Origin of the sequence: Actinotignum inguinis, from assembly GCF_051265835.1 — a bacterium.
Lineage (GTDB): Bacteria > Actinomycetota > Actinomycetes > Actinomycetales > Actinomycetaceae > Actinotignum > Actinotignum timonense.
In genome coordinates this window covers 293,405-317,240 of sequence record NZ_JBOZDP010000001.1, presented here as the reverse complement: position 1 = coordinate 317,240, position 23,836 = coordinate 293,405, and the positions used below count along the sequence as shown (strand labels likewise).

General features: G+C 64.5%; 20 protein-coding genes. 4 read left to right on the top strand and 16 right to left on the bottom strand.

Annotated features, from left to right (window positions below):
- Window positions 1-240 precede the first annotated feature (240 nt).
- On the top strand, window positions 241-501 hold the full coding sequence (locus ACRQFC_RS01305) for a hypothetical protein (protein ID WP_284896036.1): 261 nt from the start codon (window positions 241-243) through the stop codon (window positions 499-501).
- Between the two features lie 234 nt (window positions 502-735).
- Here the strand turns inward: ACRQFC_RS01305 and pgm are convergent, their stop codons facing one another.
- Window positions 736-2,406: a phosphoglucomutase (alpha-D-glucose-1,6-bisphosphate-dependent) gene (gene pgm, locus ACRQFC_RS01300; RefSeq protein ID WP_284896039.1), complete on the bottom strand. Its 1,671-nt coding sequence runs from the start codon at window positions 2,404-2,406 to the stop codon at window positions 736-738.
- Window positions 2,403-3,599: a glutathione S-transferase family protein gene (locus ACRQFC_RS01295; protein ID WP_284896041.1), complete on the bottom strand. Its 1,197-nt coding sequence runs from the start codon at window positions 3,597-3,599 to the stop codon at window positions 2,403-2,405. Before ACRQFC_RS01295 ends, pgm begins: the two co-directional genes overlap by 4 nt.
- A gap of 361 nt (window positions 3,600-3,960) precedes the next feature.
- Here ACRQFC_RS01295 and ACRQFC_RS01290 point away from each other — a divergent pair, with 361 nt between their 5' ends.
- On the top strand, window positions 3,961-4,185 hold the full coding sequence (locus ACRQFC_RS01290) for a hypothetical protein (RefSeq protein ID WP_284896043.1): 225 nt from the start codon (window positions 3,961-3,963) through the stop codon (window positions 4,183-4,185).
- Window positions 4,182-4,436 carry a hypothetical protein gene (locus tag ACRQFC_RS01285; RefSeq protein ID WP_274735777.1) on the top strand — a complete coding sequence of 85 codons (255 nt, stop codon included), beginning with the start codon at window positions 4,182-4,184 and terminating at the stop codon, window positions 4,434-4,436. The genes ACRQFC_RS01290 and ACRQFC_RS01285 overlap by 4 nt, the downstream gene beginning before the upstream one ends.
- Window positions 4,437-4,497: 61 nt before the next feature.
- Here ACRQFC_RS01285 and ACRQFC_RS01280 read toward each other — a convergent pair whose 3' ends face one another.
- The 12 genes from ACRQFC_RS01280 to ACRQFC_RS01225 all read right to left on the bottom strand — a co-directional run bounded on the left by ACRQFC_RS01280 (window position 4,498) and on the right by ACRQFC_RS01225 (window position 21,030).
- Window positions 4,498-4,857 carry a fluoride efflux transporter FluC gene (locus tag ACRQFC_RS01280; protein WP_284896044.1) on the bottom strand — a complete coding sequence of 120 codons (360 nt, stop codon included), beginning with the start codon at window positions 4,855-4,857 and terminating at the stop codon, window positions 4,498-4,500.
- Window positions 4,854-5,345 (bottom strand): fluoride efflux transporter FluC, encoded by a 492-nt coding sequence (locus ACRQFC_RS01275; protein ID WP_284896152.1) that lies wholly within the window; start codon window positions 5,343-5,345, stop codon window positions 4,854-4,856. The genes ACRQFC_RS01280 and ACRQFC_RS01275 overlap by 4 nt, the downstream gene beginning before the upstream one ends.
- 64 nt (window positions 5,346-5,409) lie before the next feature.
- Entirely contained in the window at window positions 5,410-7,269 is a 1,860-nt protein-coding gene (locus tag ACRQFC_RS01270) for a DUF2079 domain-containing protein (protein WP_284896046.1), read from the bottom strand.
- On the bottom strand, window positions 7,232-8,962 hold the full coding sequence (locus ACRQFC_RS01265; protein ID WP_284896047.1) for a DUF2079 domain-containing protein: 1,731 nt from the start codon (window positions 8,960-8,962) through the stop codon (window positions 7,232-7,234). The genes ACRQFC_RS01270 and ACRQFC_RS01265 overlap by 38 nt, the downstream gene beginning before the upstream one ends.
- Window positions 8,962-11,790: a lysylphosphatidylglycerol synthase transmembrane domain-containing protein gene (locus ACRQFC_RS01260; RefSeq protein WP_284896049.1), complete on the bottom strand. Its 2,829-nt coding sequence runs from the start codon at window positions 11,788-11,790 to the stop codon at window positions 8,962-8,964. Before ACRQFC_RS01260 ends, ACRQFC_RS01265 begins: the two co-directional genes overlap by 1 nt.
- Before the next feature lie 118 nt (window positions 11,791-11,908).
- Window positions 11,909-14,419, bottom strand: a complete 2,511-nt coding sequence (locus ACRQFC_RS01255; protein ID WP_284896051.1) for a heavy metal translocating P-type ATPase — start codon at window positions 14,417-14,419, stop codon at window positions 11,909-11,911.
- Window positions 14,420-14,665, bottom strand: coding sequence for a heavy-metal-associated domain-containing protein (locus tag ACRQFC_RS01250; protein WP_284889779.1), 246 nt, complete (start codon window positions 14,663-14,665; stop codon window positions 14,420-14,422).
- Between the two features lie 94 nt (window positions 14,666-14,759).
- Complete coding sequence (locus tag ACRQFC_RS01245; RefSeq protein WP_284896053.1) at window positions 14,760-16,343, bottom strand: Eco57I restriction-modification methylase domain-containing protein; 1,584 nt, start codon at window positions 16,341-16,343, stop codon at window positions 14,760-14,762.
- An 86-nt stretch (window positions 16,344-16,429) separates the two neighbouring features.
- On the bottom strand, window positions 16,430-17,680 hold the full coding sequence (locus tag ACRQFC_RS01240; protein WP_284896055.1) for an ATP-binding protein: 1,251 nt from the start codon (window positions 17,678-17,680) through the stop codon (window positions 16,430-16,432).
- Window positions 17,681-17,794: 114 nt separating this feature from the next.
- Entirely contained in the window at window positions 17,795-18,478 is a 684-nt protein-coding gene (locus tag ACRQFC_RS01235; protein ID WP_016441929.1) for a DedA family protein, read from the bottom strand.
- Between the two features lie 104 nt (window positions 18,479-18,582).
- On the bottom strand, window positions 18,583-20,037 hold the full coding sequence (purB, locus tag ACRQFC_RS01230) for an adenylosuccinate lyase (protein WP_284896057.1): 1,455 nt from the start codon (window positions 20,035-20,037) through the stop codon (window positions 18,583-18,585).
- A gap of 96 nt (window positions 20,038-20,133) precedes the next feature.
- Complete coding sequence (locus ACRQFC_RS01225) at window positions 20,134-21,030, bottom strand: fructosamine kinase family protein (protein ID WP_284896059.1); 897 nt, start codon at window positions 21,028-21,030, stop codon at window positions 20,134-20,136.
- A 190-nt stretch (window positions 21,031-21,220) separates the two neighbouring features.
- On the opposite strand from ACRQFC_RS01225, the gene ACRQFC_RS01220 reads away from it, so the two are divergent.
- Window positions 21,221-22,333 (top strand): histidinol-phosphate transaminase, encoded by a 1,113-nt coding sequence (locus ACRQFC_RS01220; RefSeq protein ID WP_284896061.1) that lies wholly within the window; start codon window positions 21,221-21,223, stop codon window positions 22,331-22,333.
- Here ACRQFC_RS01220 and ACRQFC_RS01215 read toward each other — a convergent pair.
- The gene (locus ACRQFC_RS01215) at window positions 22,330-23,127 is read right to left on the bottom strand and encodes a hypothetical protein (RefSeq protein ID WP_284896063.1); all 798 of its coding nucleotides are present in this window, start codon (window positions 23,125-23,127) and stop codon (window positions 22,330-22,332) included. The two genes, ACRQFC_RS01220 and ACRQFC_RS01215, sit on opposite strands and share 4 nt — an antisense overlap.
- A gap of 120 nt (window positions 23,128-23,247) precedes the next feature.
- Window positions 23,248-23,703, bottom strand: a complete 456-nt coding sequence (locus tag ACRQFC_RS01210; RefSeq protein ID WP_284896064.1) for a (deoxy)nucleoside triphosphate pyrophosphohydrolase — start codon at window positions 23,701-23,703, stop codon at window positions 23,248-23,250.
- Window positions 23,704-23,836 lie beyond the last annotated feature (133 nt).

The window sequence follows — 23,836 nt, the reverse complement described above, 5'->3', positions numbered from 1 at the left end:
CGTTTAGTTTTCGCTGACTCCATTAGTTGTAGCTCCTTCGCTCCCGGCCGCGTCGTCGTAAAAAGTGTGCTGCGCATAATGTATACCACGCCGCATTTTGCAATAGGCTGGGAGTAAGAGATTCTGTCGGTTTTTCAACCTGACTTGGCTCATCACCCACTGGCCCGGCCCGCGCCTCCACCTGCCGAAGTCTCGTCTTACCGCTCCCGAATCGAAGGATCTTCGCCTCCAATTGAACACGTGGAGAAGATCATGGCTGGCGAGCTTCCGGAAGACGACGCCGTTTTCAATGACCTCCACGACGGACTCAATTCCTTGACACTCTCGTCTAAGCCGTCCCGTTCTGAAGCGGCAGCACCACCCCGCAGTCAGCCGCCGCTAACAACCACTGGCAGCGGCGTTCACGAAGGCCAGTCGCGAGAGGTGGAAAAGGACCGGCCCTGGGCTCCCACCGAAGTGGGCAGCGGAACCGGTCATGTTGCGATCAGCTTAGCAAACTAATGCCCGGCATCCCAACAAAATAAATACTTTGATGAGAGCACGCGCCAGGCTCCGCCACGAGCCACCGCCCCGCTCCCTCATTCGCCCAGATTTCTGGAAGGCGCTTCGGGAATTGTCGGTCGCCGCACGGGGAAGAAGCTACCTGCCATTATTGGGCCGTTGGCAAGGGGACGGGGCGGGTGGCTGTGCCACCCGCCCCGCGTCGTCTTCATTCCTATGTAGTGACCTACTTATTTAGTTACCCAACGCGGCCGCAACCACGGCGCGTGCCTCCTCCTGGACTTGGGCCAGGTGCTCCGGGCCGCGGAAGGATTCGGCGTAAATCTTGTAGACATCCTCCGTGCCGGAAGGCCGGGCCGCAAACCACGCGTTTTCCGTGGTGACCTTGAGGCCGCCAATCGCCGCGTGGTTCCCGGGTGCCTCCACCAGCTTCGCGGTAATCGGCTCGCCGGCCAGTTCGGTGGCCGTGACGTCCGCCGGGGAAAGCTTGCCGAGCTTGGCTTTTTCTTCCTTCGTGGCCGGGGCGTCGATCCGGGCGTAAGCCGAGGAACCGTAGCGTTCCACCTGCTCATCGTGGAGCTGGGAGGGGGACTTGCCGGTCACCGCGGTGATTTCCGCCGCGAGCAGATCAAGCACAAGCCCGTCCTTATCCGTGGTCCACACCGAACCGTCCTTGCGGAGGAAGGAAGCGCCGGCGGATTCTTCCCCGCCGAAGCCGATCTCACCGCTCACCAGGCCGGATACGAACCACTTGAAGCCCACCGGGACCTCCACGAGGGTGCGGCCAATGCCGGCCACCACCCGGTCGATAAGCGAGGAGGACACCAGGGTCTTCCCGACGTTCACCCGCTCGGACCACTGCGGGCGGTGGGTGAAGAGGTATTCGATGGCCACCGCGAGGTAGTGGTTGGGGTTCATGAGGCCGGCGTCCGGGGTGACGATGCCGTGCCGGTCGGAATCGGCGTCGTTCCCGGTGGCGAGGTCATACGGGGCGCGGCCGCTCGCATCCGGTTCCATGCGGTGGAGCAGGCCCGCCATCGCGTAGGGCGAAGAGCAATCCATGCGGATCTTGCCGTCCCAATCCAGAGTCATGAAAGGCCAGGCCGGGTCCACCTCGGGATTGACCACGGTCAGGTTAATACCGTAGCGGTCCGCGATTTCCTGCCAGTATTCGGCCGAGGCGCCGCCCATCGGGTCCGCGCCAATGCGCACGCCCGCCTTGCGGATCGCCTCGAAATCAATGATGGTATCCAGCGCGGTGACATACGCATCGCGGAAATCGTAGGTGCCTACCTTCGTGACCGCATCCTCATAGGGCACGCGGGCGATGTTCTTCCACCCCGCGGCGATGAGTTCATTGGCCCGCGCCGCGATCCACTTCGTGGCATCGGTATCCGCCGGGCCGCCATTGGGCGGGTTGTACTTGAAGCCACCATCGCGCGGCGGGTTGTGGGACGGCGTAATAACGATGCCGTCCGCCAGGCCCGGGCCGTCCAGGCGCAGCGCGTGCGGGGCGCCGTTCGCCTCCAGGATGGCCAGCGAGACCGCCGGGGTGGGAGTCCACGAGCCGCGAGCATCCACCCGCACATCAGCGCCGTTGGCTACCAGCACCTCGATAGCGGTTTTTTCCGCTGGGAGGGACAGCCCGTGGGTATCACGGCCCACGAAAATGGGGCCGTCATAGCCTTGCTTGTTACGGTAGTCCACGATCGCCTGCGTGGTTGCCGCGATATGGGCTTCATTAAAGGCGCCATCGAAAGCTGAGCCACGATGGCCGGAAGTTCCGAAAACCACCTGCTGGAGGGGGTTAGTCGGATCGGGTTCGATATCGTAATATGCCGCCACCAGCTCATCAACATTGATGAGATCTTCGGGGCGGGCCGGGGTTCCTGCGCGTTCGTTCATACATTGAGTATCCCACGAATTGCGCTCCAATCGCGGGACTTGTTCCGCGGGTGGATAACATCGCCGTTGCTGCCGTGCGTGCGGCTGTGTTCGGTTCCCTGCGCACGGCTGTGCGCGGCTTCTGTGGCGCGCGCGAGTTCTTCGTGGATATTCCCCCAGTGCCCGGCGCGCGCGGCCAGTGGAACTTCCTCGCCGGGAGCAACCGGCCCGGGCGCGGTGGAGCGTTCCCCGCGGGTGGCCGGCCCACCAAAAGGCGAGCCTCCCAGGGCTGCGCGACCGTGCGGGCTGAGCCATCCGGAGGTATCCGGGCCCAGCGGCACGATCTGGTTGGGGTTCACGTCCAGATGAACCCGGTAATAATGCGAGGTGATGTGCTCAAAATCCACGGTGTCCCCGAACCCGGGGGTCTGGAAAAGATCGCGCGCGTAGGCCCAGAGCACCGGCATCTCGGTCAGTTTCTTTTCATTGCATTTAAAATGCCCGTGGTAGACGGCATCGAAACGCACCAGGGTGGTAAAGAGGCGCACATCCGCTTCGGTGATGTGGTCACCCATGAGGTAACGGCGGCCCTCCAGCAGCTCGGAAATATTGCGCAGCGCCGTGAAAAGGCGCAGGTAGGCGCGGTTATAGGACTCCTGACTGCCGGCGAAACCACAACGGTAGACGCCATTATTAATCTCGGTGTAGATATAGCGCATGAGCGCGTCCATGGGCTGGCGCAGTTCCGCGGGGTAGAGATCCGGGGCGCCCTCGCGGTGAAAATCGCGCCACTCGGTAGAAAAATCGAGCGTCATCTGCGCAAAATCATTTGTGGCGACGGCGCCGCTAGCAAGATCCACTAGGGCTGGAACCGTAATTCCCAAGGAGAAATTCGGGTCGCGGGCCAGGTAGGCATCCCGCAGGAAATGGATCCCGAGCACCGGATCCACCCCGCCCGCATCACGGTCAAAAATCCAGGACCGCTCATCGTGGGTGGGGCCGGGGATGCCCAGCGATATAGCATTTTCCAGCCCGAGCAAGCGGCGCACAATCAGCGTGCGATTCGCCCACGGGCAGGCGCGCGCCGCGATGAGGCGGTAACGCCCCGGCTCCACGGGGAAGCTGGCGCTGTCGCGGCTCACGCGCGTGGTGATATAGCGGGCGTCGCGGCTGTAGCCTTCGCCGCGGCGAGTGAATGTTGCTCCGATGGTCATATTCGCCTCCCTGCGCGTTGGTGAGTATGGGGTGTTGATCGGGGCATCGGTCTCTGACACCCCCTGATCGTTGAAGAATATATCAGATTGTGTGGGCGGGGGCCAGGCTTTCGCGCACCACGTGCTGCCGCCGCGGTTCGAGCCTGGCCTGTTGGCGGGTGGGTGGTATTTTCTGAGCTGTACTTCGTATGTGTTACGAGTGCAGTACAGGGGTGAAAACACGCAGGGCATCTGTGGAAAATAATGTGCTTTCTGGGGGATCTGAGGTTTATGTAATCGCGGGGTTATGTGTTGTGGAGATTCTCCATGCTCCTGGTAATTTTCGTTGACGTTCGGGGTTCTGGTAATTACTGTTGACAGTGTGGAGATAGAGGACAGCGCGTACCGGCACGGCATTGCAGCTGAAGATATTCGGCATGCCGCCCGTAATGCGATAAAAACGCATTACATGGACGGCTACGTGTTGATCATCGGGCCAAGCCAGTCTGGGCAACTGCTCGAACTGTGTATTAGCGATGATGACCGTATTTTCCACGCTATGAAAGCCCGTAAAAAATTTCTGCGACTGAAAGGCGATTTCTCGTGAAACGCTCTATTGAAGAGATGCTTGATGAAGTGGAAAACGCGAACGGTGGCGAGGGGCCAGATCCCATTGCGACCGTTGATGACCCGTATCTCGCGCAAGTTGCCGTGGCTCAAATTGAGCTACGAGCGGCGGACAATCGGCTAGACGCTGCGGTCGCTCGGGCTCGTGCCGCCGGTAAAACGTGGCAAGCCATTGGTGATGTTTTGGGTATGACACGCCAGGGTGCTAACCAGCGGTTTGCGGCCGCATAATCCTTGATGGCTTGAGTGTTCTGAACCAGGAGCTCGCCGGCTCTTGGTTTTCTACCCGGCTCTACCCGAGCGCCAGGCCGGCGAAGAACGCCGCGATGCCGAGGAGGAAATTCCCGAGCAGGAGGCTGATGCAGGCCCAGTAGCGGCGCTTTTCGAAGAGGCCGAGGGCGTCGGTCATCGCCGTCGAAAACGTAGTGAAACCACCCAAAAAACCGGTGGTGACGTAAAGACTGTACGGACCGATCCAGGCGGAAAGCGCCCCGCCGCCGGTTACTAGCCCGAAGAGGAAACAGCCGATCACATTCACCGTGAAAATCCCGGCCGGCCACGTCGGCTTGAGCCGTGCGGTGAGGAAAGAATCAAGAAGCCCGCGGCACAGGGCGCCCAGCCCGCCCGCTAGACCAAGAAGCAGGAGCGTCATGCCGCATCACCGCCCGTGCTCGTGTCCGTGTCCGTGTCCGTGGGCGGTGTACATGGTGCAGGTAACGTAGGCGGAGCCGGTAATGTGGGTGCGGCGGGTTGCGCGGGCGCCGCGAGGAAGTGCCGGCCCAGCGCTCGCCCGCAGGCCATCCCGGCAAAAGCCAGCAGGAAACCACCGAAAAGAGTGCCTCCCGCAGCCAGCCCGGCCAGCCGCGCCAGCTCGCCAGGCGCCCCGCTGAGGACCTCGCCGGTGGCCAAGTGGGCGCTGAGCGCCACGAAGCTCGAATAGGTGGTGAAACCACCGCAGAAACCGGTGCCGAGCAGCAGCCGCAACCGAGCCCCGTACCGGTGCACGCCCGTGGTGAAGAAACCGGTGATGAGGCCGAGGAGGAAAGACCCCGCGAGATTGACGATAATCGGCGCCGCCACGCTCGGGACGAGCGCGCGGGCTACCGTGCCGGCCCCGCCACCGAGGAAAACAAGGAGCAGCCCGGTCGCGTCGCGATAGAGCGGGCGAGCAGAAGACGCTGAGATAGATCTAGGTGCAGCCGTGTTATTTTCCTTCCTCGCGCGCGGGGGCTTCGCCGGGCAGCACGGTCACGTAGCCGCCTTTATCGCTAGCAATATGCCAGGTGCCCCCGAAGGTGGTGCTAGCCCAGTCGAGAATCTGCTGCGCATCCCCGTGGTTGGCCTTCGATTGAGGCGCGAAGACCACCGCGTTCGCCCCGGCATTCCCGCGGGTTCCCTCCCAGTACACCGTATTATTCGGCACCAGGTAGGCCAGCATGTGTATATCAGTAACCACGTGGGAACCATCCGGCACCGCGGCCAGGGCTTCCCGCGCGCCGGCTCGCTCCTCCGCGCTCGCTCCGTCGTAACGTCCCTGGATCCACCAGCCCACCGCGTTCGCGCGGGTACCGACCAGCGTGGCAATCACGCTGGCGGCCAACGCGAGCACGATCAAGCCGCGCTTGACGTGCCCGCTGCGCGTGGCACGTTCGCTGCCCGTGGCACGTTCACTGCGCGTGGCACGTTCGCTGCCCGTGGCGCATTCACCGCACGGGGTGCACTCGCCGCGCGGGGAGCACTCGCCATGCGTCGCGTGCTCGGCATGCTCACGCCGTGCCCGAAGCCATACAGAACGCTCCAGCCGCCCCAGCCCATCCAGCAGCGCGATGGTGGCAATCGGCATGAGCACAGCGGAATAATGCCAGTCCAGCCCCCAGTAGAACTCCACGTTTCCCGTGAAACGCCAGGCCAGAGTCGGGAGCATGAGCAGAATCCACGGGCTGGCTAGGCCCACCACTCCGGCGCTGCCCAGCAGCACCGCCAGGGTCATCAGCTTCGTAGCCGCTCCGGTGAAAAGCCCAGCATCGCCCGTGAGGCGATCCGTGTAGTCCCAGGCGCCATCCGGATTGAAAGCCGGCAGCAGCACCCAGATAGAAAGTACAAACCACACCGCGCCCCATATCGCCAGGCCCACCGCCCAGCGCCCCGCGGGGCTCGCCCAGACCGTCCGAGCTCGCGCACTCCGAGTTCGCGCCGCCGTGGCGGCGCCGTCGTCGTGCTGCTCCGTTACGCCCTGCACCGTTTCCGTGACGTTGCGGCCTGCGCCCGGTGCGCTACCGTTCTGCCCCGCTACGCCGCAAACCGCCCGCCTCTGCGCGAAAAACTCCGCCAGTAGCGCGGCCGCACCGAAAGCGATCAACGTGAGGCCGAGGTCTTCCTTCACGAAGACGAGCGTTCCGAGCGGGAGCGCGGCGCGCCGGTAGCGGCCCCCCACCCAGGCCGTCAGCCCGTAGGCGAGGAGGGGCACCGCGAAGGCGATCTCGTGGAATTGCGCGGCCACCGCGGCCGATAGCCCCCAGGACACCGCGTAGAGCAGGCCGAAAGCAGTTCCCGCCCCGGCCCCGCAGCGTGCCCGCGCCAGGCGGGTGAGTGGAATCGCGGAGATTGCGAAGAGCGCGTTTTGCACAATAAGCAGGGTGGCGCCGCTGGGCCACAGCGCGAAAATCGGGCCGAGCACCACCAGGATGGGATGGAAATGATCGCCCCACAGGTTGAAGCCGGGGCCTTTAATATCCACGGTGGGTGCTTCGAGATGCGCGTAACGCTGGGCGAGCTGCGTGAAAATGCCCAGATCCCAGGAGGAGGTTTGCATAGAAGCCCACTGGTACAGCGAAAAAGCGGTAAAAAGAATGAAGCTGAGGAGCGCCACCAGGTAGGGAACCGGGTCGGTGCGCAGCGGGCGGTACCAGGTCGCGGTGCGAGCCAGCTTCATGCGGGTGCCTCCCGTGCGGTGCGATACCAATACGCGGCGCGGCACCGGCATGCGGCGCGAAACTGCCGTGCGGCGAGCCATCATCATGCGTTCCTCACCTTCCGTCCGTGCCGTCGCGAGCCACCACCACATAGCCGGCGTCCTCCGTGACAATATGCCACTGCCCGCCAACTTTCGCGGTAATCCACGCCACCACCTGGGCGCCGTCGCCGTGGTTGAGCCGGTTGGAGAACACCACCGTGTCAATATATGCGCCGCCGTAGCTGTGCTCCCAGTACACGGTATTGCCCGGCACCACGTAGGCCATCATGACCACGTCGGCGAGGATATGCCGCCCGGTGCCTGCCGCCGCCACCGCCGCGCGGGCCCCGTCGCGCTGCTCGGCGGTTTGGCTGGCGCCGTAATCGGAAAAATACACGTATTGCTGGGTATTGGAGCGCCCCGTGAGCCACGAGCCGAAGCCGTTAGAGGCGGTGCCGAGCACACTGGAGGCGAGCGCGAGGGCGAGGGCCGCCGCGGCCAGGCGCGGGCGGCGAGCCAGCACACCTAAAGTTTCGTGCTGTGTGGTTGCGGCCGCGGGAGCTTCAGATTCTTGCGCCTCCGGTGGTGGTACGACGACGCCGCGCGCGCCCGCCCGCGCGAGCCCATCGGTCAGCGCGACGGCGATTATCGGCGCGAGCACCGCCGAATAATGCCACAGAATTGTCCAGTAGTAGGGGTTATCCCCCGCGAAGCGCCAGGCGAGAGTGGGCAGCAGCAGCGCCGCCCACGGGCTGCGCAGCCCCACGATTCCCAGGGCGGCCACGATATAGCAGAGGGTGCCCCAGCGGTTAGGCTCGAGGATCATGCTCGCCAGGTTGAGGCCTTCGCGCACCCGCCCGGCGTAGTCCCACTGCCCGGAATTATTGAAAGCCGGGAGGATGACCTGGGTGGCGGCCAGGAACCAGGCGGTGCCCCAGGCGGCCAGGAAGGCGCCAATGCCGGCCATCTCGGGCCAGTCGCGCGCGCCGTGGCCGCCGCACTGCCCTGCGCTGCCGGCCGCAGCCACGCCACCGGTGCTGGACGCACCGCCGTGCCCGCGCGCTCCGCGCCAGCTGAGCAGCGCCACCAGCACCCCGAAGCAGGCCACCGTGAGGCCGAGGTCCTCCTTGACGAAAACCAGCAGGGAGATGAGCACGGCGGCGCTCCGGTAGCGGCCCTCCAGCCAGGCTGTCAGCCCGAAAGCGAGCAAGGGCACCGCGAAGGCGATTTCGTGGAATTGCACCACGAGCGCGGACGTGAGCCCCCAGCTGGCCGCGTAGGCCACCCCGATGAGGGTGCCCGGCACAGCCCCCACCCGCGCTCGGGCAAAACGCGCGATGGGATACACCGAGATCCCGAAAAGCACCGCTTGCAGGGTGAGCAGACTCAACCCCGATGGCCAGAGCCAGAACAGCGGCCCGGTCAGCAGCAAAATGGGATGGAAATGATCGCCCCACAGGTTGAAGCCCGGGCCTTTAATATCCACGATGGGTGGGAATTGCCAGCGGGCGTACTGGTCGGCCAGCTGGGTGAAAATACCCTGATCCCACGAAGGAGAGGAGAAGTTCACCCAGGTATACCAGGAAAAGAACATGTACACGGCGAAAGCTCCCGCGGCCAGGAGCAGCGCCGTCGTATCACAGTGGGTGCGCGCCCACGCGAGTACCGCGCGCGGCGCCCACGCGCGCACCGGTGCCCTTCGGGAATATGCCCGCACCCCGCGCGCGTCCAGCTCCCGCACCCCGCGCACTTCTAGCTCCCGCACCCCGCGCGCGTCCAGCTCCCGCGCCGGCCCGCCGCGCATTAGATAATGTCCTTCTTCTGGAGGTGGCGCAGCGCGAACCAGCCGATGGGTACCCGCGCCCAGAAGGTGAGCAGGCGGTACAGGATCGCGGTGGAGAAGGCCACCGAATACGGTAGGCCCGCGATGGTGAGTCCGCCGGTGAGGGCCGCTTCCACCGGGCCGATACCACCGGGGGAGGGCACCAGGGAGCCCACCGAATTAGAAACCAGGTAGGTGATCGCGAGGGTGACCACCGGCAGGGTCTCGCCGAAGGCCGCCAGGGAGAAACCGAAGGCCGCCACGAAACTCACCGTCATGAGGAGCGAACCTCCGAAACCGGCGAGAATCCGGGACGGGTGGGTGGCCAGCCACACCACGCGCGGCCACACCTGCTCGATGGTGGGGCGCACCAGCTCAATGACCTTGCGGCGCAGCGGGCGAATGAAGTAGACGGCCGCGCCCAGGGCCGCCACCGCCGCCACGATGAGCATCACGGAGGTGCTCGGGATGGAAAGATTCCCGAAGTCGCCGGTGAGCAGCCCGAGGGCCAATAGCAGCAGCACCGTGGTAATAAATTGCGCGATCTGCACCAGGGACACCGTGGCCACCGCGACCGGGGTGGCCACCTGGTTGCGTTGCAGGTAGCGCAAATTGAGAGCGAGCGGCCCGATACCGGCCGGCATAACCAGCCCCAGCACCGAGGCGGCGATCTGCACCTCGCTGGTTTCCCACAGCGGCAGGCGTTCGGCCGTGTAGGCCTTCAGGCACAGCGCCGCGCCCACGTACGTTGCGAAACTGGCGATAAAGGCGGCGAGCATCCACCACGGGTTGGCGTTGCGAATCGTTTCTTGCAGCTCGGTGAAATTAATGGAGCCGAGCAGAATAAAGATGGCAAGCACCCCGATGACGATGGTAATAATCGTCTTCGCGGAGAATTTACGCAGCTGGATGGTTTGGGTGGCGGTGCCCATATCCTGCGGGAGGACCTCCAGGAGCACCTCGCGCATGCGCTGCACGCCCTTTTTATCCTCGAGTTCGGCCAGGGTTTGCGCCGGCATAATGGTGCGCTGGATCGTCGGGGCCACCGAGGAAAGCCGGTCGCGGGAAATGCAGCGCAGCGCGGAAGCGACGGCGCGCTCCGGGCCCACCGCCACCGCCTGGAGCAGGTACAGCTGCGCCAAATCAATATGCCGGGAAAGTTCATTGGAAGAAAAACTGCCGTTGCGCCAGTGGGTGATGAGGGCTTCATCCCCGCGCACCGCGACCACCCCGGCGCGAATATCGTGGTGGGTGAGCCCGCGTGCGTGCGCGCGTTCGAGCGTGGACCACATGGAGTCCAGTGCCGCGTCGGAGATATCTTCCGGCTCCAGATCCGTGAGGGGAACGGCCTCGATATCAGCAAAAGCGACGACGGCGGACGCGCCAGCCGCCGCGTAATGTGCATCGCGCCGTGGGGCCACCCCGGCGTTCACCGCGAGGGCTTCCATGAGGAGGGTGCGTTCGGCAGTTTCCTCCACGTTATCCCCGGTCCGCTGGGTGACCTGAGTGAGGGTGGCTCGCTGCCAGGCACTGGCCAGGCGCCCGAGGACCGCACGATCCGAGTCAATGAGGGCGGCAACGTAATGGGCGCCGTCGGCCAAAGTAACCACGTAGTGGCGGGAATTGACGTCCCCGATAAGCGGGCGGACCTCGTGGCGGGCCCGGGCGATGAGGGCGCGCACGTTAATATCGTCCTCCGGTTCGCCCAGCTGGTAGGCGCCCGCCGCGCTCGCGGGGAGTGCGCCCTCGGTTTCCGCGCCCGCGTCGGCGGCGAAAGCGGCGTTGGTCTGCGCGCTGCGGCCGGTATCGCCGCCCATTCCGCTGTGGCCGGTGAGCGCCTCGCGCAGTTCTTTGAGAATCGCGGTATCCACATATCCGAGCGGGCCGGTTACGGGAACGGACCACGCGTGCATATCGGCGTCGTCGCCCGCATCCACGCGGATAATGCTGCGTGCGTCCAGGCCGGCGCGTCGAATAAGAGTGACGACGGCGGCGCCGGTGGCGCGGTCGGGCGAATCCCCAAAAGCGTAGAGCGCGAAATAGCCGCAGGCCATCCCCACGAATACGGTGGTGAGCGCGCCGGTCAGGGTTTGGGCGCCCTGGAGCACGGACAGCACCAGCACGATTCCCAGCGCCCACCAGCCGGTGCGCACCAGCCGGCCCTGACGTTCGGAAGCGGCCACCACCAGGATGGTGGCGATAATCGAAACGTAGGGGAGCATGCCCACGGCGGCCTGTTCTTGGATGGTATCCGAGAGGTCGATAGTGATTTGCGAGGTGGGCATGAAACGCTCGAAAAGCCACAGGGAACCGTAGCAGATGGCGAGTGCGCCGGCCATGGCGACTAGCGCGGTCACGAGGGTGCGCCAGCGCCGGTAGCGGATGATATCGAAGAAAAGCAGGAGGGGGAGGAAAAGCGAGACGAGGCCCTCGAGCACGTTAATAGGCATGGAGAAAATGGTGCGGAGGGTATCCGGGGCGGCGTTGGCGACGTCGTGCGTGACGGCCACGGTGGTGGTGTAGCCGAAGCGGGAGATGAGGAGCATCCCGGCGATGGCCAGGGTGAAGAGGATGCCGCGCAGCAGGTTGGCGGGGCGGCGGGTCCAGCGCGCGATTTCGTCCACGAGGAGGACGCGGTGCACGGCGGGCTCGGCGGGTTCGGCAGGTTCGGTGTGCTCCTCAAGGGAAGTTTCCGCAAGCGCCGGTGAAGCGGCGGAAACGGAAGCGGGCGCTTCGGGCGCGCTTACCGCAGCCGGGGCGGCTTCTACCTCCGCCGGCTGGACCGGGCTCGTTTCCTCGTTGTGGCGCACCAGCCCAGTCTAGTTGATAGGTATTAGTTTCTCCTGTGACCTGGCGCGGTTATTCGGTGGGCGCGGTGCCGGTCGCGGTGCGCGTGCGGCGGCGTGCGCCCAGCGATTCGGAGCGGCACTACTCGGCCCGGCGCAGCCGCAGCGAATTGAGCACCACGATAACCGAGGAGGAAGCCATGGCCGCGGCGGCCAACCCCGGGAGGATAATTCCGGCCACCGCCGCCGGAATGGCGATGAGGTTATAGCCGAAAGCCCAGGCCAGATTCTGGCGGATGACCCGCAAGGTGGCGGCGGAGATGCGCAGCGCCGCCCCCACATTGCGCAGATCGGAATTGACGATGGTGATATCGGAGGCGGCTTTGGCCACGTCCGTGCCCGAGCCCATCGCGATGGAGAGGTCCGCGGCGGCCAGAGCTGCGGCGTCGTTCACCCCGTCCCCGACCATCGCAACCCGCCGGCCCTCCGCGCGCACCGCTTCCACCACCCGGACCTTGTCCTCGGGAAGGACTTCGGCGTGCACGATCTCGATGCCGACGGCCCGGGCCACCGCGCGGGTGGTGGCCGCGTTATCCCCGGAGGCCAAAATCGGGGTGAGGTCCAGGTTTTTGAGTTCGGCGACGGCCGCGGCGGAGGTGGGGCGCAGCTGGTCGCGCACCGTCACGAGGGCGAGCGCTTCGTGTGCGCCGGTTTCGCGTGCCAGCATCACCAGGGACGCCCCGCCACTCGCGGCTTCTTCCAACACAGCCTCCCACCCGGAGAGATCCACGCCGGCCTCCCGCAGCGCCCGCGGCGAGGCCGCGTAGTAGCGCTGCCCGCCGATGGTGGCGCGCACGCCCTGCCCGGCCAGATTCTCAAAATCGGTGGCGGGGGCGAGCTCCAGCCCCTCCTCGCGTGCCCGGGCCACAATGGCGCGGGCGAGGGGATGCTCGGAATAGTTCTCCACGCTCGCGGCCAGGGCCAACGCTTCTTTCGCTTCGTTGTGCGCGTTTTCTTCGTGGGTCGCTTCTTTTTCCGCCGCTTCTTTGTCCGCGGCTTCTTGTGTGGCGACGACGCCGCCAGCCGCGCCATCAGCCCCCGCCGGCGGGAGAATCACCCGGTCCACGGCCATGGTTCCGGTGGTGAGGGTTCCGGTTTTATCCAAGATGATGGTGTCTACGCTATGGGCGCTTTCCAGGGTTTCCGGGCCGTGGATAAGGATGCCGCGCTGGCTAGCCCGCCCGGAACCCACCATGAGCGCGGTGGGGGTGGCCAAGCCTAGAGCACAGGGGCAGGCCACCACCAGCACGGTAATGGCGGTCATGATGGCCAGGTCCAGGGGGTTGCCGAGCGCCAGGCGCACCCCGAACGTCGCGAGCGCAATGAGGATAACGGCGGGCACAAATACCGCGGAGACCCGGTCCGCCAGGGCCTGCACCGGGGCTTTCCCGGATTGGGCGCGGGTGAGGAGGCGGCCCATCTGCGCCAGGGTGGTATCGCGGCCCACCCGGGTGGCCCGCACCCGGATCGCACCGGCGGTGGTGAGGGTCGCCCCGGTCACCTCATCGCCCGGGCCCACGTCAATAGGGGTGGATTCGCCGGTGAGGAGGCTGGCATCCACCGCGGTAGTCCCGGAGACCACCACCCCGTCGGTTGCAATTTTCGTGCCGGGGGCCACGAGGAATTCGTCCCCGACGGCCAGGTCGCTGGCAGAAATAATTTCATCAACATCCGCTCCGGAGGCGGTGCGTACCCGGCGTGCGTCGTCGGCCCCTAAAGCGAGGAGGGACCGCAGCGCATCGCCGGCACTGCGGCGCGAGCGGGTCTCCAGCCAGCGCCCCAAGAGGAGGAAGGTGACGATCATGGCCGCGGTTTCGAAATACACGTGGGAGCCGTGCGCGGCCCCGGTGGTGAGCGCGTGGATGCCAGTCATGGACATGCGGTAGTCGGCGCCGCCGGCTCCGCCCCACAGTAGCGCCCAGATCGACCAGCCCAGCGAGGCCAGTGTTCCCAGCGAGATGAGGGTGTCCATGGTGGTGGAGCCGTGGCGCAGCGCGGCGGCGGCCGACCGGTGGAAGGGCCAGCCGCACCAGAGCGCGATCGGGAGGGTGAGCGCACCGATGGCCCACTGCCAGTACGGGAATTGCAGGGCCGGGATCATGGAGAGGGCCACCACGGGGATGGAGAGGGCCAGCGAGATCCAGAAACGGCGCCGCAGCGAGGCGATGCGGGCGCTCGCCTGAGCGTCGGCTGCTTCACGCGTAGCTGCTGCGTGGGCGGATTCGGCTTGCGTGCTCGCGGTTGTGGTGGCCGGGTGTGCGTCGTCGTGCGGTTTGGTAGTGCCCGTGCGGGCGCCCGCGCCTGTAGTAGTGCCGCGCCCGGCCGTTGGGGTGAGGTCCGTGCGGGAAATGAGCTGGGCCTCGTAGCCGGCCGCGCTGACCTGGGCGAGGAAATCTGCGGTGTCCAGCTGCGCCCCGGTTTCGCTGAGTTCGAGGCGGGCTTCGTCGGTGGCGAGATTGACGGAGGCGCGCACCCCGGGCAGCTTATTGAGTTTCTTTTCCACGCGCGCCACGCAGGAAGCGCAGGTCATCCCGGAAATCGCGAGGTTCACTTCGGCAACGGGAGCTGCGCTATCCGGCGTGGTGGATGTCATTTAGCGGATGATCTCGGTCACGGTATAGTCGCCGGCTTCGGCTACTGCGGCTTTGAGGTCGTCGTCGGAAAAATCGTGCGGGGTGTACACGAGCACCGAGGAGGTGCCTTCCGGGTTTAGGGTGACGAGCACGCTGTTGACATCCGGGAGAGCATCGAGTTCCGCGCTTACGTGCTTGACGCAGTTTTCGCAGGTCATCCCGGTTACTTTTAGTTCAATAGTGCGATCAAATTCTTCTGTTGCCATGGTGCGCCTCCTTCTTCAGCCCCGAGGTGGGGTGCACTCGGTTTAACACGATTCCTGGTGGTGCTATTCCCGCATGGCTTGCGGCTCGGGAATCCTAGTAGCGTTCTTCTTCGCGCATCTGTTTCAGAATCTCGCTTGCGGCTGGCTCATCGGGCGTAGGCTCGGCGGGCGTAGACGCAAGCTTACGAAGGCCCGGCCAGAGAATTGTTGCTTCCTGTACGTCGCCGTTTTTCCACAGCTGCAGCAGTGGAGAATCTTTCTGCTCGAGTGGCTTTTTATCCATGTTTTTCATTGTATGGCCCAAGGAATAGCTGACCAGCGCATGACGGTCCGGGAATTTAAGGAGGCGAAGATCGGTGGCATTCACTTGAGTATGGCCACTGAAAACACGGAAGTAGGCATCAATCTGCGGGGAGTTAAGCCAGAGTGCGATCCCGCGGGCCAGCACCGGGTCGAGGCCGCCACCGGATTCGTGGATGTAATTGAGCTTATTGTCGAAAGCCGAGGGCTCTGCGCTGGTCCAAACGGCCGATACAATCCTGCGCGCTTCTTCTTTGGAGGAGAATCTTTTTACCAGCACATAGCTTCCGGCCGGACATAACAGTTTTAGCCCGGCACTATCTACGGGGTGAATCCACTGCGGCTTTGACAGTGTGGCTCGCGGATGAACAACCCGGTGATCGACGATATTCGCCGGGTAGATCAAGCGTTGAGAGCGAAGGTCGGGATCAGTATGTACTATTTCTTTGCAGCGAAAACCAACCACCTTGCCAGTTGAAACACTGAGCCCGAGATCAGCCAAAGTATAGGGGAAACTTTCCATCCAGGAAACCGCATCGCTATCGCTTTGCGAGGCCGGCACAAAAATAGCGTTGGATCGGATGACCTCCGCGGCTGATACAGTGCGTTCACGAACCGGAGCGTAAGCATCCATGGAAGAACGGATGAGGATCCGATCTCCTTGGATTCCCGCGCTCACACACATAATGAGCGACTCTTGCAGAACATCCATATCCCCAAAAATCAGGGAACGAGACTCAAAGGTGTGAATCGCGTCAAGGGAAACCCTGTTGGTGAGATCCTTGCGGAAGTGTGAATAGTAGGTGCCATTCATCCACGAGCGCGGCGAAATAGCCACCATCTGGCCCTGCGGCGTCAATTGGCGAATCCCCAGTGCAATGAAGGCCGCATACACATTAGGAACCTGTATTCCATGCGCGCGCAGCGCTACATCATCCGGGCTGCCCACGCGGAGTTTGTGATACGGAGGATTCTGAATAATGAGATCGAAATATTGCCGCGCCCGCGGAGCCCATTCGATGTAATTTTCCGGCACAAGCGTGACCGTGGCACCCAAGCGGGCGCAGTCCTCCAGGGCCTCCCTGAGCGCGGGGAGAAGATCCGGATCGTTCTCAACCGCGGTGAGCTCAAGCGTGAGATTCGGGCGAGCCGCGCGCAGATAACTAGCCACCGCAACGCTGAGCATCCCGGTTCCCGCACCGGGATCAAGGATGCGGATCACGCCAGATTCCGGCAGACGCGACATCCGCACCATCCGTGCCATGATTCCAGCAACGGCAGGCGGGGTGAAGAACTGCCCACGCGCTGCTTGTTCGGCGGAATCCAGGCAGGCTAGAGCGGCATCACGCCTGTGTTCAGCCCGCTCCATCATCTCCATGGGGCAATCCTAACGTAGGGCCCCGACACAAATATGCCCCCGAATTCGTGATCGCTGCGCGGCCGGAGTGCGCGCCGTCGCCGAATTTACGCCCCCAATAGCGCGAGGGGGATAACGTAAATCCCGTCGGGGCGGCGGTATGCCTGGGTGCCGGTGTTGAGGACCATGAGCAGCGGGTCGTGTTCGGGAATTTGCTTGCGTAACCACAGCAGGTGCTGCACATCATGCTCGCTAATCGCGTTGGCGAGTTTCACCTCCACTCCGGCGATTTCTCCGCTCGGGCCCTCAGCTATCAAGTCCACCTCGTGGTCTCCGTTGCGGGTTCGTAAATGGAATACGCGGGCCCGGTTGGCTTCGGCTGCGACTCGCACGCTCAGCGCGGCTAGGGACTCGAATAATTGCCCCAAGAACTTCTGCCCGCGCGCGCCCAGCAATGTGGTTTCGTTCAGGTTGAGTAGCCGCAGCGCCAGTGCCGGATCAGCTAGCTGGTGTTTCGGGGCGAGCTGCAGCCGCTTCAAAGCGTTACTGGCGGGTGCCCAACCGGGGATGGGGTCCAAAATCCACAGTGCGGTGAGGTGTTCCCGGTACGTAATCGTGGTACTTTTTGCAGGCTGCGTGCCATCCCCACCGGTGGTGGCATCTAATAAATTGGCGTACGAGGTTGTGAGGGAACTCGCCGCCGCGTACGCAGCTAACCAGCGGTGCAATACTTCCGGGCGGCGCACCGTTGCCCCGTAATCAGGTAAATCACGGTCGATAATCAAGCGTAGATACGAATCCAGTAACTCTTGGGTCACTTCAGCGGATTTCGTCATGATCCCGGGGAAGCCGCTCCGGGCTATGGCGCGGCAATAATCCGGCAAAGCAAAATCCGTATGGCCGGCTATGTTTTGACTCGGGTTTCTGAGCAGTTCACCGAAACTCACGCTAGGCTCAACAAGGCCGCGTTCGAATAATGCCATTGGGCGCAGCCGTAAAGAGAGCACTCGTCCGGCCCCGCTGTGCAGCCCGCTGGCATCGAAAGGCGTGGCTGAGCCGGTCAGCAGGAATCTTCCCGCAGGTGCACCCCCGTCTACCTGGCGCCGCACAGAATCCCACACCGCCGGGACTTTCTGCCATTCGTCCAATAGGAGGGTGCCGGGCGGGACGGTGGTGAAATCCGGATCCGCGGCCGCCACATATTGAGTTTCGGGGCGGTCAAGCAGCCATACTGTATTCGCGCGCTGCAAGGCGGTGGCGGTTTTCCCCACGCCTTTCGCGCCGTCAATCGCGATTGCGGGAACCTCGGGAAGTAATGCGTCTAGCCGCTTATCAATTGCTCGCTTATGGTAACGCATAGCTCTATCCTACCGTTAGCAGGCGCCCTACGCTACCATTAGCCGGATTTCTATCCTACTTTTAGCCGAACTTCTACGCTACCTTGAGCCGGAATTGCTTGAGGGTTTTACTTTCTAACGCCCCCGCCGGTTCACAACCACGCGGTGAATAATCCACCCCACCGCGATCACCAGGCACACCACCGCCACGATCTTCGCGAAAATCCCCACGTAATCTTCCACGATGGTCCAATTCGCGCCCAGCAGGTAACCGGCGTAAATCAGAATCGTATTCCAGATCGCCGAGCCCACCGCCGTCAGCGCGGTAAATTTCAGCATCCCCATATTCGTCACGCCGGCGGGAAGCGAAATAAGGGAGCGGAAAATCGGCACCATGCGCCCGAAGAACACGGTCCAACTGCCGTGCTTATCGAACCAGGCCTCGGTTTTATCCACGTCGGATTGTTTGGTGAGCGGGAACCACAGCAGAATTTTGCGGGTACGTTCCCGCCCGAGCCAGGCGCCCAGCCCGTACAGCAGCCACGCCCCGGCCAGCGAACCGGCGGTACACCACAGAATCGCGCCGATGAGCGTCATATTCGAGGTGGGCGAGGAGGCCGTGAACCCGGCCAGCGGCAAAATCACCTCGGAGGGCAGCGGCGGAAAAATATTTTCCAGCGCGATAAGAAGCGCCGCTCCGAACCCGCCGATAGCGTCCATCACGCTGACCACCCAGCCGGTGATCCCGCCCATCGCGCCCGGGTCGCCGCCCGGCGCCGGTGCGGTCGCCAGGACGCTCGTCCATGCTGCTACGTTCACGCTTCTCCTCTGGTTGCGAACGCCGCGAAGTGCGGCACATATGCCGTATTTTTTACGACGACGCCGCCGCGCTACCGCGCGGCCTGCCGGTTACCTTAGCAGGCTTAGCTGGCTGCGGTCCCGGGCGTGTCTTCCAGGAAATCCACGAGGCGGGCAGCCAGGCCGGTGTACCCGGCCGGGGTGAGAGCAAGAAGACGTTTCTCCACGTCCCCCGGCAAACCCAAGCCCGCAATAAATTCCCGCATATCTGCCGCGGTGACTTTCCGCCCGCGGGTGAGTGCCTTGAGCCGCTCGTAGGGATCTTCCAGATGTTCGGCCCCACCCAGGGCCGCGGCCCGCATGGCCTGCTGGATCGGTTCGCCCAGCACTTCCCAATTCGCTTCCAGATCCGCGGCGAGTTTAGCGGGATTGGGATCCACTCCGGCCAGCCCGCGCCGTAAATTATCGAGGGCGAGGTAGGAATGCCCGAGCGCCACCCCGATATTGCGTTTCGTGGAGGAATCGGTGAGATCGCGCTGCATCCGGGAGGTCACCAGCGTCTGGCTGAGCACCCCGAAAAGCCCGGAGCTGATCTCAAGATTCGCTTCCGCATTTTCGAAGCGAATGGGATTGACCTTATGCGGCATTGTCGAGGAGCCGGTCGAGCCCTGCGCCGCCAGGTTCTGATGGAAATAATCAAGCGAAATATAGGTCCACATATCGGTGGCGAGGTTATGGGCGATGCGATTGACGTGCGCAATATCGTCGAAAAGATCGGCGAGTGCATCATAGGACTCAATCTGGGTGGTGAGCGGATTCCAGCTCAGCCCTAAGGATTCCACAAAATCGCGGGCCAGTTCCGGCCAGTTCGCCTCCGGAATCGCGGTGGCGTGCGCGGAGAAAGTCCCGGTGGCCCCTGAGAATTTCCCATAATATTCGGCGGCTTCTACCCGGCGCAGAGACCGGTGCAGGCGGTGCGCGAAAACGGCAAGCTCCTTGCCAACGGTGGTGGGCGAAGCCGGTTGCCCGTGCGTATGAGCCAGCATGGGCAGCTCCGCGTGGGTGCGAGCCAGCTCGCTCAAATCAGAAACCAGGCTCCAAGCGCGCGGCAACCAGCAGCGGCGTACCGCATCGCGCACGCCCAGCGCCCAGGCCAGGCTATTAATATCCTCCGAGGTGCAGAAAATATGGACCATCTCGCGCAGGTGGCCCAGCCCGCCAGCGTCCATACGCTTCTTGATGAAGTATTCGACAGCCTTGACATCGTGCCGTGTTTCCGCCTCAATGGTGGCCAGCTCGCGTGCCGCGGCGTCGTCGAACTTTTCAGGAAGTGACCGCAAATATACGACGGCGCTGCCGGGCAACGCCCCCACCCCGGGAATCACGGCGCGTTCGCACAGGAAAATCAACCATTCGACTTCCACGTGAATCCGGTAGCGGTTAAGCGCGGCCTCGCACAGGTAGGGCTGGAGCGGGGCGGTGGCGCTGGCGTAGCGGCCGTCTAAGGGGGATAGCGGCCCGGAAATATTCGGGACGGGGGTGGATTCGGAAGCTGATTCTGGCGCGCGCTGCTCACTCATGGCTCTATTCTGGCAGATCCGCGCCCGGCTGGCAGAACCGCGGGCGTACACCGGGGTGCCCGGTGGTGGCCGGGAATGCACGTTCGGCTGGAATAACTAGAGGTAGGGCCGGGCGGCGGCCAGGGTTTCCGCGCCGTAGGAACCGCCGAAAAGCGCGGCGTGGAGGATGAGGATATGGAGGCTGTGCAGGCCGATGCGGTGCTGCCACCCGGAAGCCAGCGGGGAGACCTCGTTATAGCCGGCGTAGATTTCCTCCACGAACGGCGCGCGGAAGACCGTGAGGGTGGCCAGGTCGGTTTCCGCGTGTCCGCCGTGGGAAACCGGGTCGATGAGCATCCCGCCGCGCTCCGTCCACATCACATTGCCGCTCCATAAATCGCCGTGGAGCAGGGCGGCCGGGCTGTGCACCAGGGCCGGCTGAGGGCTATCGAAAGCGCCGTCGCGCAGGCGCTCGCATAAACGCTCCAGGGCGTGGGTGCCGCTCGCATCCAACGCACAGTTGTCGCGGGCGGGGCCCAGGTAGGGCTCGATGCGATCCGCGGCGTAGAACTCCCCGAAGCCGCGGGTGGGGGAATCGGCGGGAACCACCGGCAAATCCCAGGAACCCAGCCGGATCCGGCGGGAGCGGGTAGTGGCGGGCGCGGTCGTTTTTCCGGGTTTGGCGGTTCTACCTGGTGAACCCGCGTTCCCGGGCGGGGCCGTGTTGGAGGGCGAAGCCGCGCCACCGGGAGCCTGCCCGAAAATCCGGTGCCCGGAGGGATCCCAGGCGTGGGTGTGGGCCAGGCGCGCCCCGAATTCCCGCGCGGCCAGCGCGGTGGCGCGCACGGAGCGCAAGCGTTCTTCACGAATAACACCGCGGTCGTGATCCGCGGCGGTGGACAGGAGGGGCACGACGGGCGCCCCACCACTCGGCGTGGCCTCAGCCAGCTCCGCCAGCGAGAGCGCCTCACCCCAGATCTCAGCCGGATCACCGGTTTTCACAAAGGTCTCCATACCCGCATCCTACGGCGCACCGAGCTGGGTGGCGCACCGTTTCGGATAACGGTGCGCGGCAAATGGGGTGTGCGCGGCCACGGTGCGCAGTATGGAGGCGCCGGTGCTGGCGGCCACGGTCCACGGCGCGACGGTGCGGCGGCGCGGAACGGCCCCGGGGTAGCCCGCAGCGATGGTGCACAATAGAAGAATGCAATGGTTCCGCCCCGAATTAGCCGATCTGCCCAGTTATGTTGCCGGGAAACGCCCCCGCAACGCCGATAGCGTCAAACTCTCCAGCAACGAAGTTCCTTTCCCGCCCACCCCGGCGGTGGCCGCCGCGCTCGCGGCCGCGGTCGCTCAGGGCGGGGAGCTCAATCGCTATCCCGATATGTCCTGCGCGCAGCTCACCGCCGCGCTCGCGGCCTACGAGAACTGGGATCCGGCAGGCATTGTGGTGGGCAATGGCTCCACCGCCCTCATCGAAAAATTCTTGCAAGCCGTGGTCACCCCGGGCGGTGAAGTAGTGAGTCCGTGGCGCTCCTTCGAGGCCTACCCCATTGCCACCATTGCCGCGGGCGGGCGTTTCGTGGGCGTGCCGCTGCGCGCGGATGGCACCCATGACCTGGACGCCATGGCCGCCGCCATTACGGACAATACCCGCGCCATCCTCCTGTGTTCGCCCAATAATCCCACCGGCACCACCATTCCGCATGCCGAGCTAGCCAGCTTCCTGGCCAAGGTTCCCGCCCGCATCCCGGTGCTTCTCGACGAAGCCTATATTCACTTCGCTCCCGCGGTAGGCGAAAGCCAGGCGAGCCGCGCCGTCGTACAAAACGGGAAGGAACTCGCGCGCCAGTACCCGAATGTGGCGGTGGCGCGCACGTTTTCCAAGGCATTTGCGCTGGCCGGGCTGCGACTGGGTTACCTGCTCACCAGCCCCGCGCTGGCCGAGCCGCTGCGCCGTATCGCCACGCCTTTCGGCGTGAATCACCTCGCTCAGGTGGCCGGCCAGGCCGCTCTCACCGAAGCGGATACCGTGCTGGAACGCGCCGCGCAGCTCGCCGGTGCCCGCGATGAGCTGGCCGCCCAGCTCGCGGCGGCCGGTTGGCACACGCCCACCTCCCACGCGAATTTCCTGTGGGTTTCCGCGGCGGAACTGGCCCGGCACGGGGTGAGCGCCGCGCGTTTCGAAGACGCTTGCATGGATGCCGGGGTGCTGGTGCGGGTGCTCGGCGACGGCGTGCGGATCAGCGTGGCCGAACCGGAAGGCAGCGCGCGGGTGCTCGCCGCCGTGCGCGCGCTCGGCGAACGCAGCAGCTAGAACACTTCTTCGGCGGCCCGCCGCACCGTAAAGCCGTGGCCGGTCAGCTCCGACCAGCAGGAAATCCCGGCGTATTGGTCGGCGGTGCAGGCGAAACCGTGCGCGGCCACCACGCTGCCGTAGGGCACCTCTTTGGCGGTGCTCACCTGGGTGGAACACCCGGAGGTGGTGGTGCCCGTCAGCCCCACGGTGTAATTGGCCGGTTCGCCTTCGCAGCCGGGCGGCGACACATAGTCATAGGTGAAAATCGTGCAATTGGCGGCTTTTTCGTCGAGGGAGCAGCGCACGTTATTCATCGGGGTGGTGAAAGATTCCAGCCGAGTGGCCTCCGGCGGGGCGGGCCGCACCAGTTTCCACCACTGGCGCGAGGCCGCGAAAGATTGGAAATCCGCCGGGGCGGCAATATCGCCGAGCGCCGTGCTCAAGCTCAGGGTGTATTCGGCCCCGCAGCTGGAGGAGAGAGTACGCAGGGCTTCGGTGAGCAGCGGCGCTTCGGCGGTATAGGTGCCGCCCGCGGCCGCCGCGGTGGCGTAATCAGCCAGGGTTGCCGCCGCGCTCTCCGGATTCGGGCAGGCGCCCGAGCGCAAGTCGTGAACCTGTTCGCGCAGCTGGGTGAGATCGGCGGAGGCGCTGCGCCCGGGTTCGGAACCGGCGGCGGTGGGCGCCGGCCCGGCGGCGTCGTCGCCAGAAAAATACGAAACCCCCACCAGGGCGAGCACGCCCGCGAGAACGGCAGCGGCGAAAAGCAAGAAATACAGCGGCCATCGCGCCGGGCCGTGCGCGCCGTGTTTCATGCGTACTCCTTGTGCTGGGGATTGTCCTCCTAGGTTACGGCACCGCGCGCCGTGCGTCATCTTAGGTACGACGGCGCAGCTAGGAAGCCTGCCCCATGCGGCCACCGCCGTGGCTTTCGGCTAGCGCCCACCCAGGGCGGCGCGCAGCACAGGCAGAATCTGGATATCGCCGGGCAACCACTCCACGCTATCGAGCTCCGCGGCGGTGAGGACGCGGGCATCGCGGTGCGCCGGGCCCAGGGTGATCTCCCCGAAGGGTCGCGCCAGCCACACCATCATCCGCAGCCCGGCGTTATGTTCCCCGGAACTCAGGTCCCAGGAGCCGTCCGGGCTATCGGGATTGGCCAGTTGCCTGCCGATATCAATACCGCAGCCCAGCTCCTCGGAAATCTCCCGGTGCAGGGCCTCGCGCGGGGTTTCCCCGGGTTCCACTTTGCCGCCGGGGAATTCCCACAGGCCGTCCGCCCATTCAGGATAGGAACGCTGGGTGGCCAGCACGCCGCTGGGATTGGTGAGGTCGGCGACGAGGGCCGCGCCCACCACCAGGCGGGGCGCAGCTTCGGATTCGGATGTCATATCGGATACCTCCTCGCCGCCCATATTAATTCCTGGGGTGGGCGGTGCGGATACGCGTTCACCTTGTGAGTGAGTTCTGCCACCGGATAAACTGGCCGCGCATTGCCCGCCCTGCGGGCGCCGCTCGCGCACC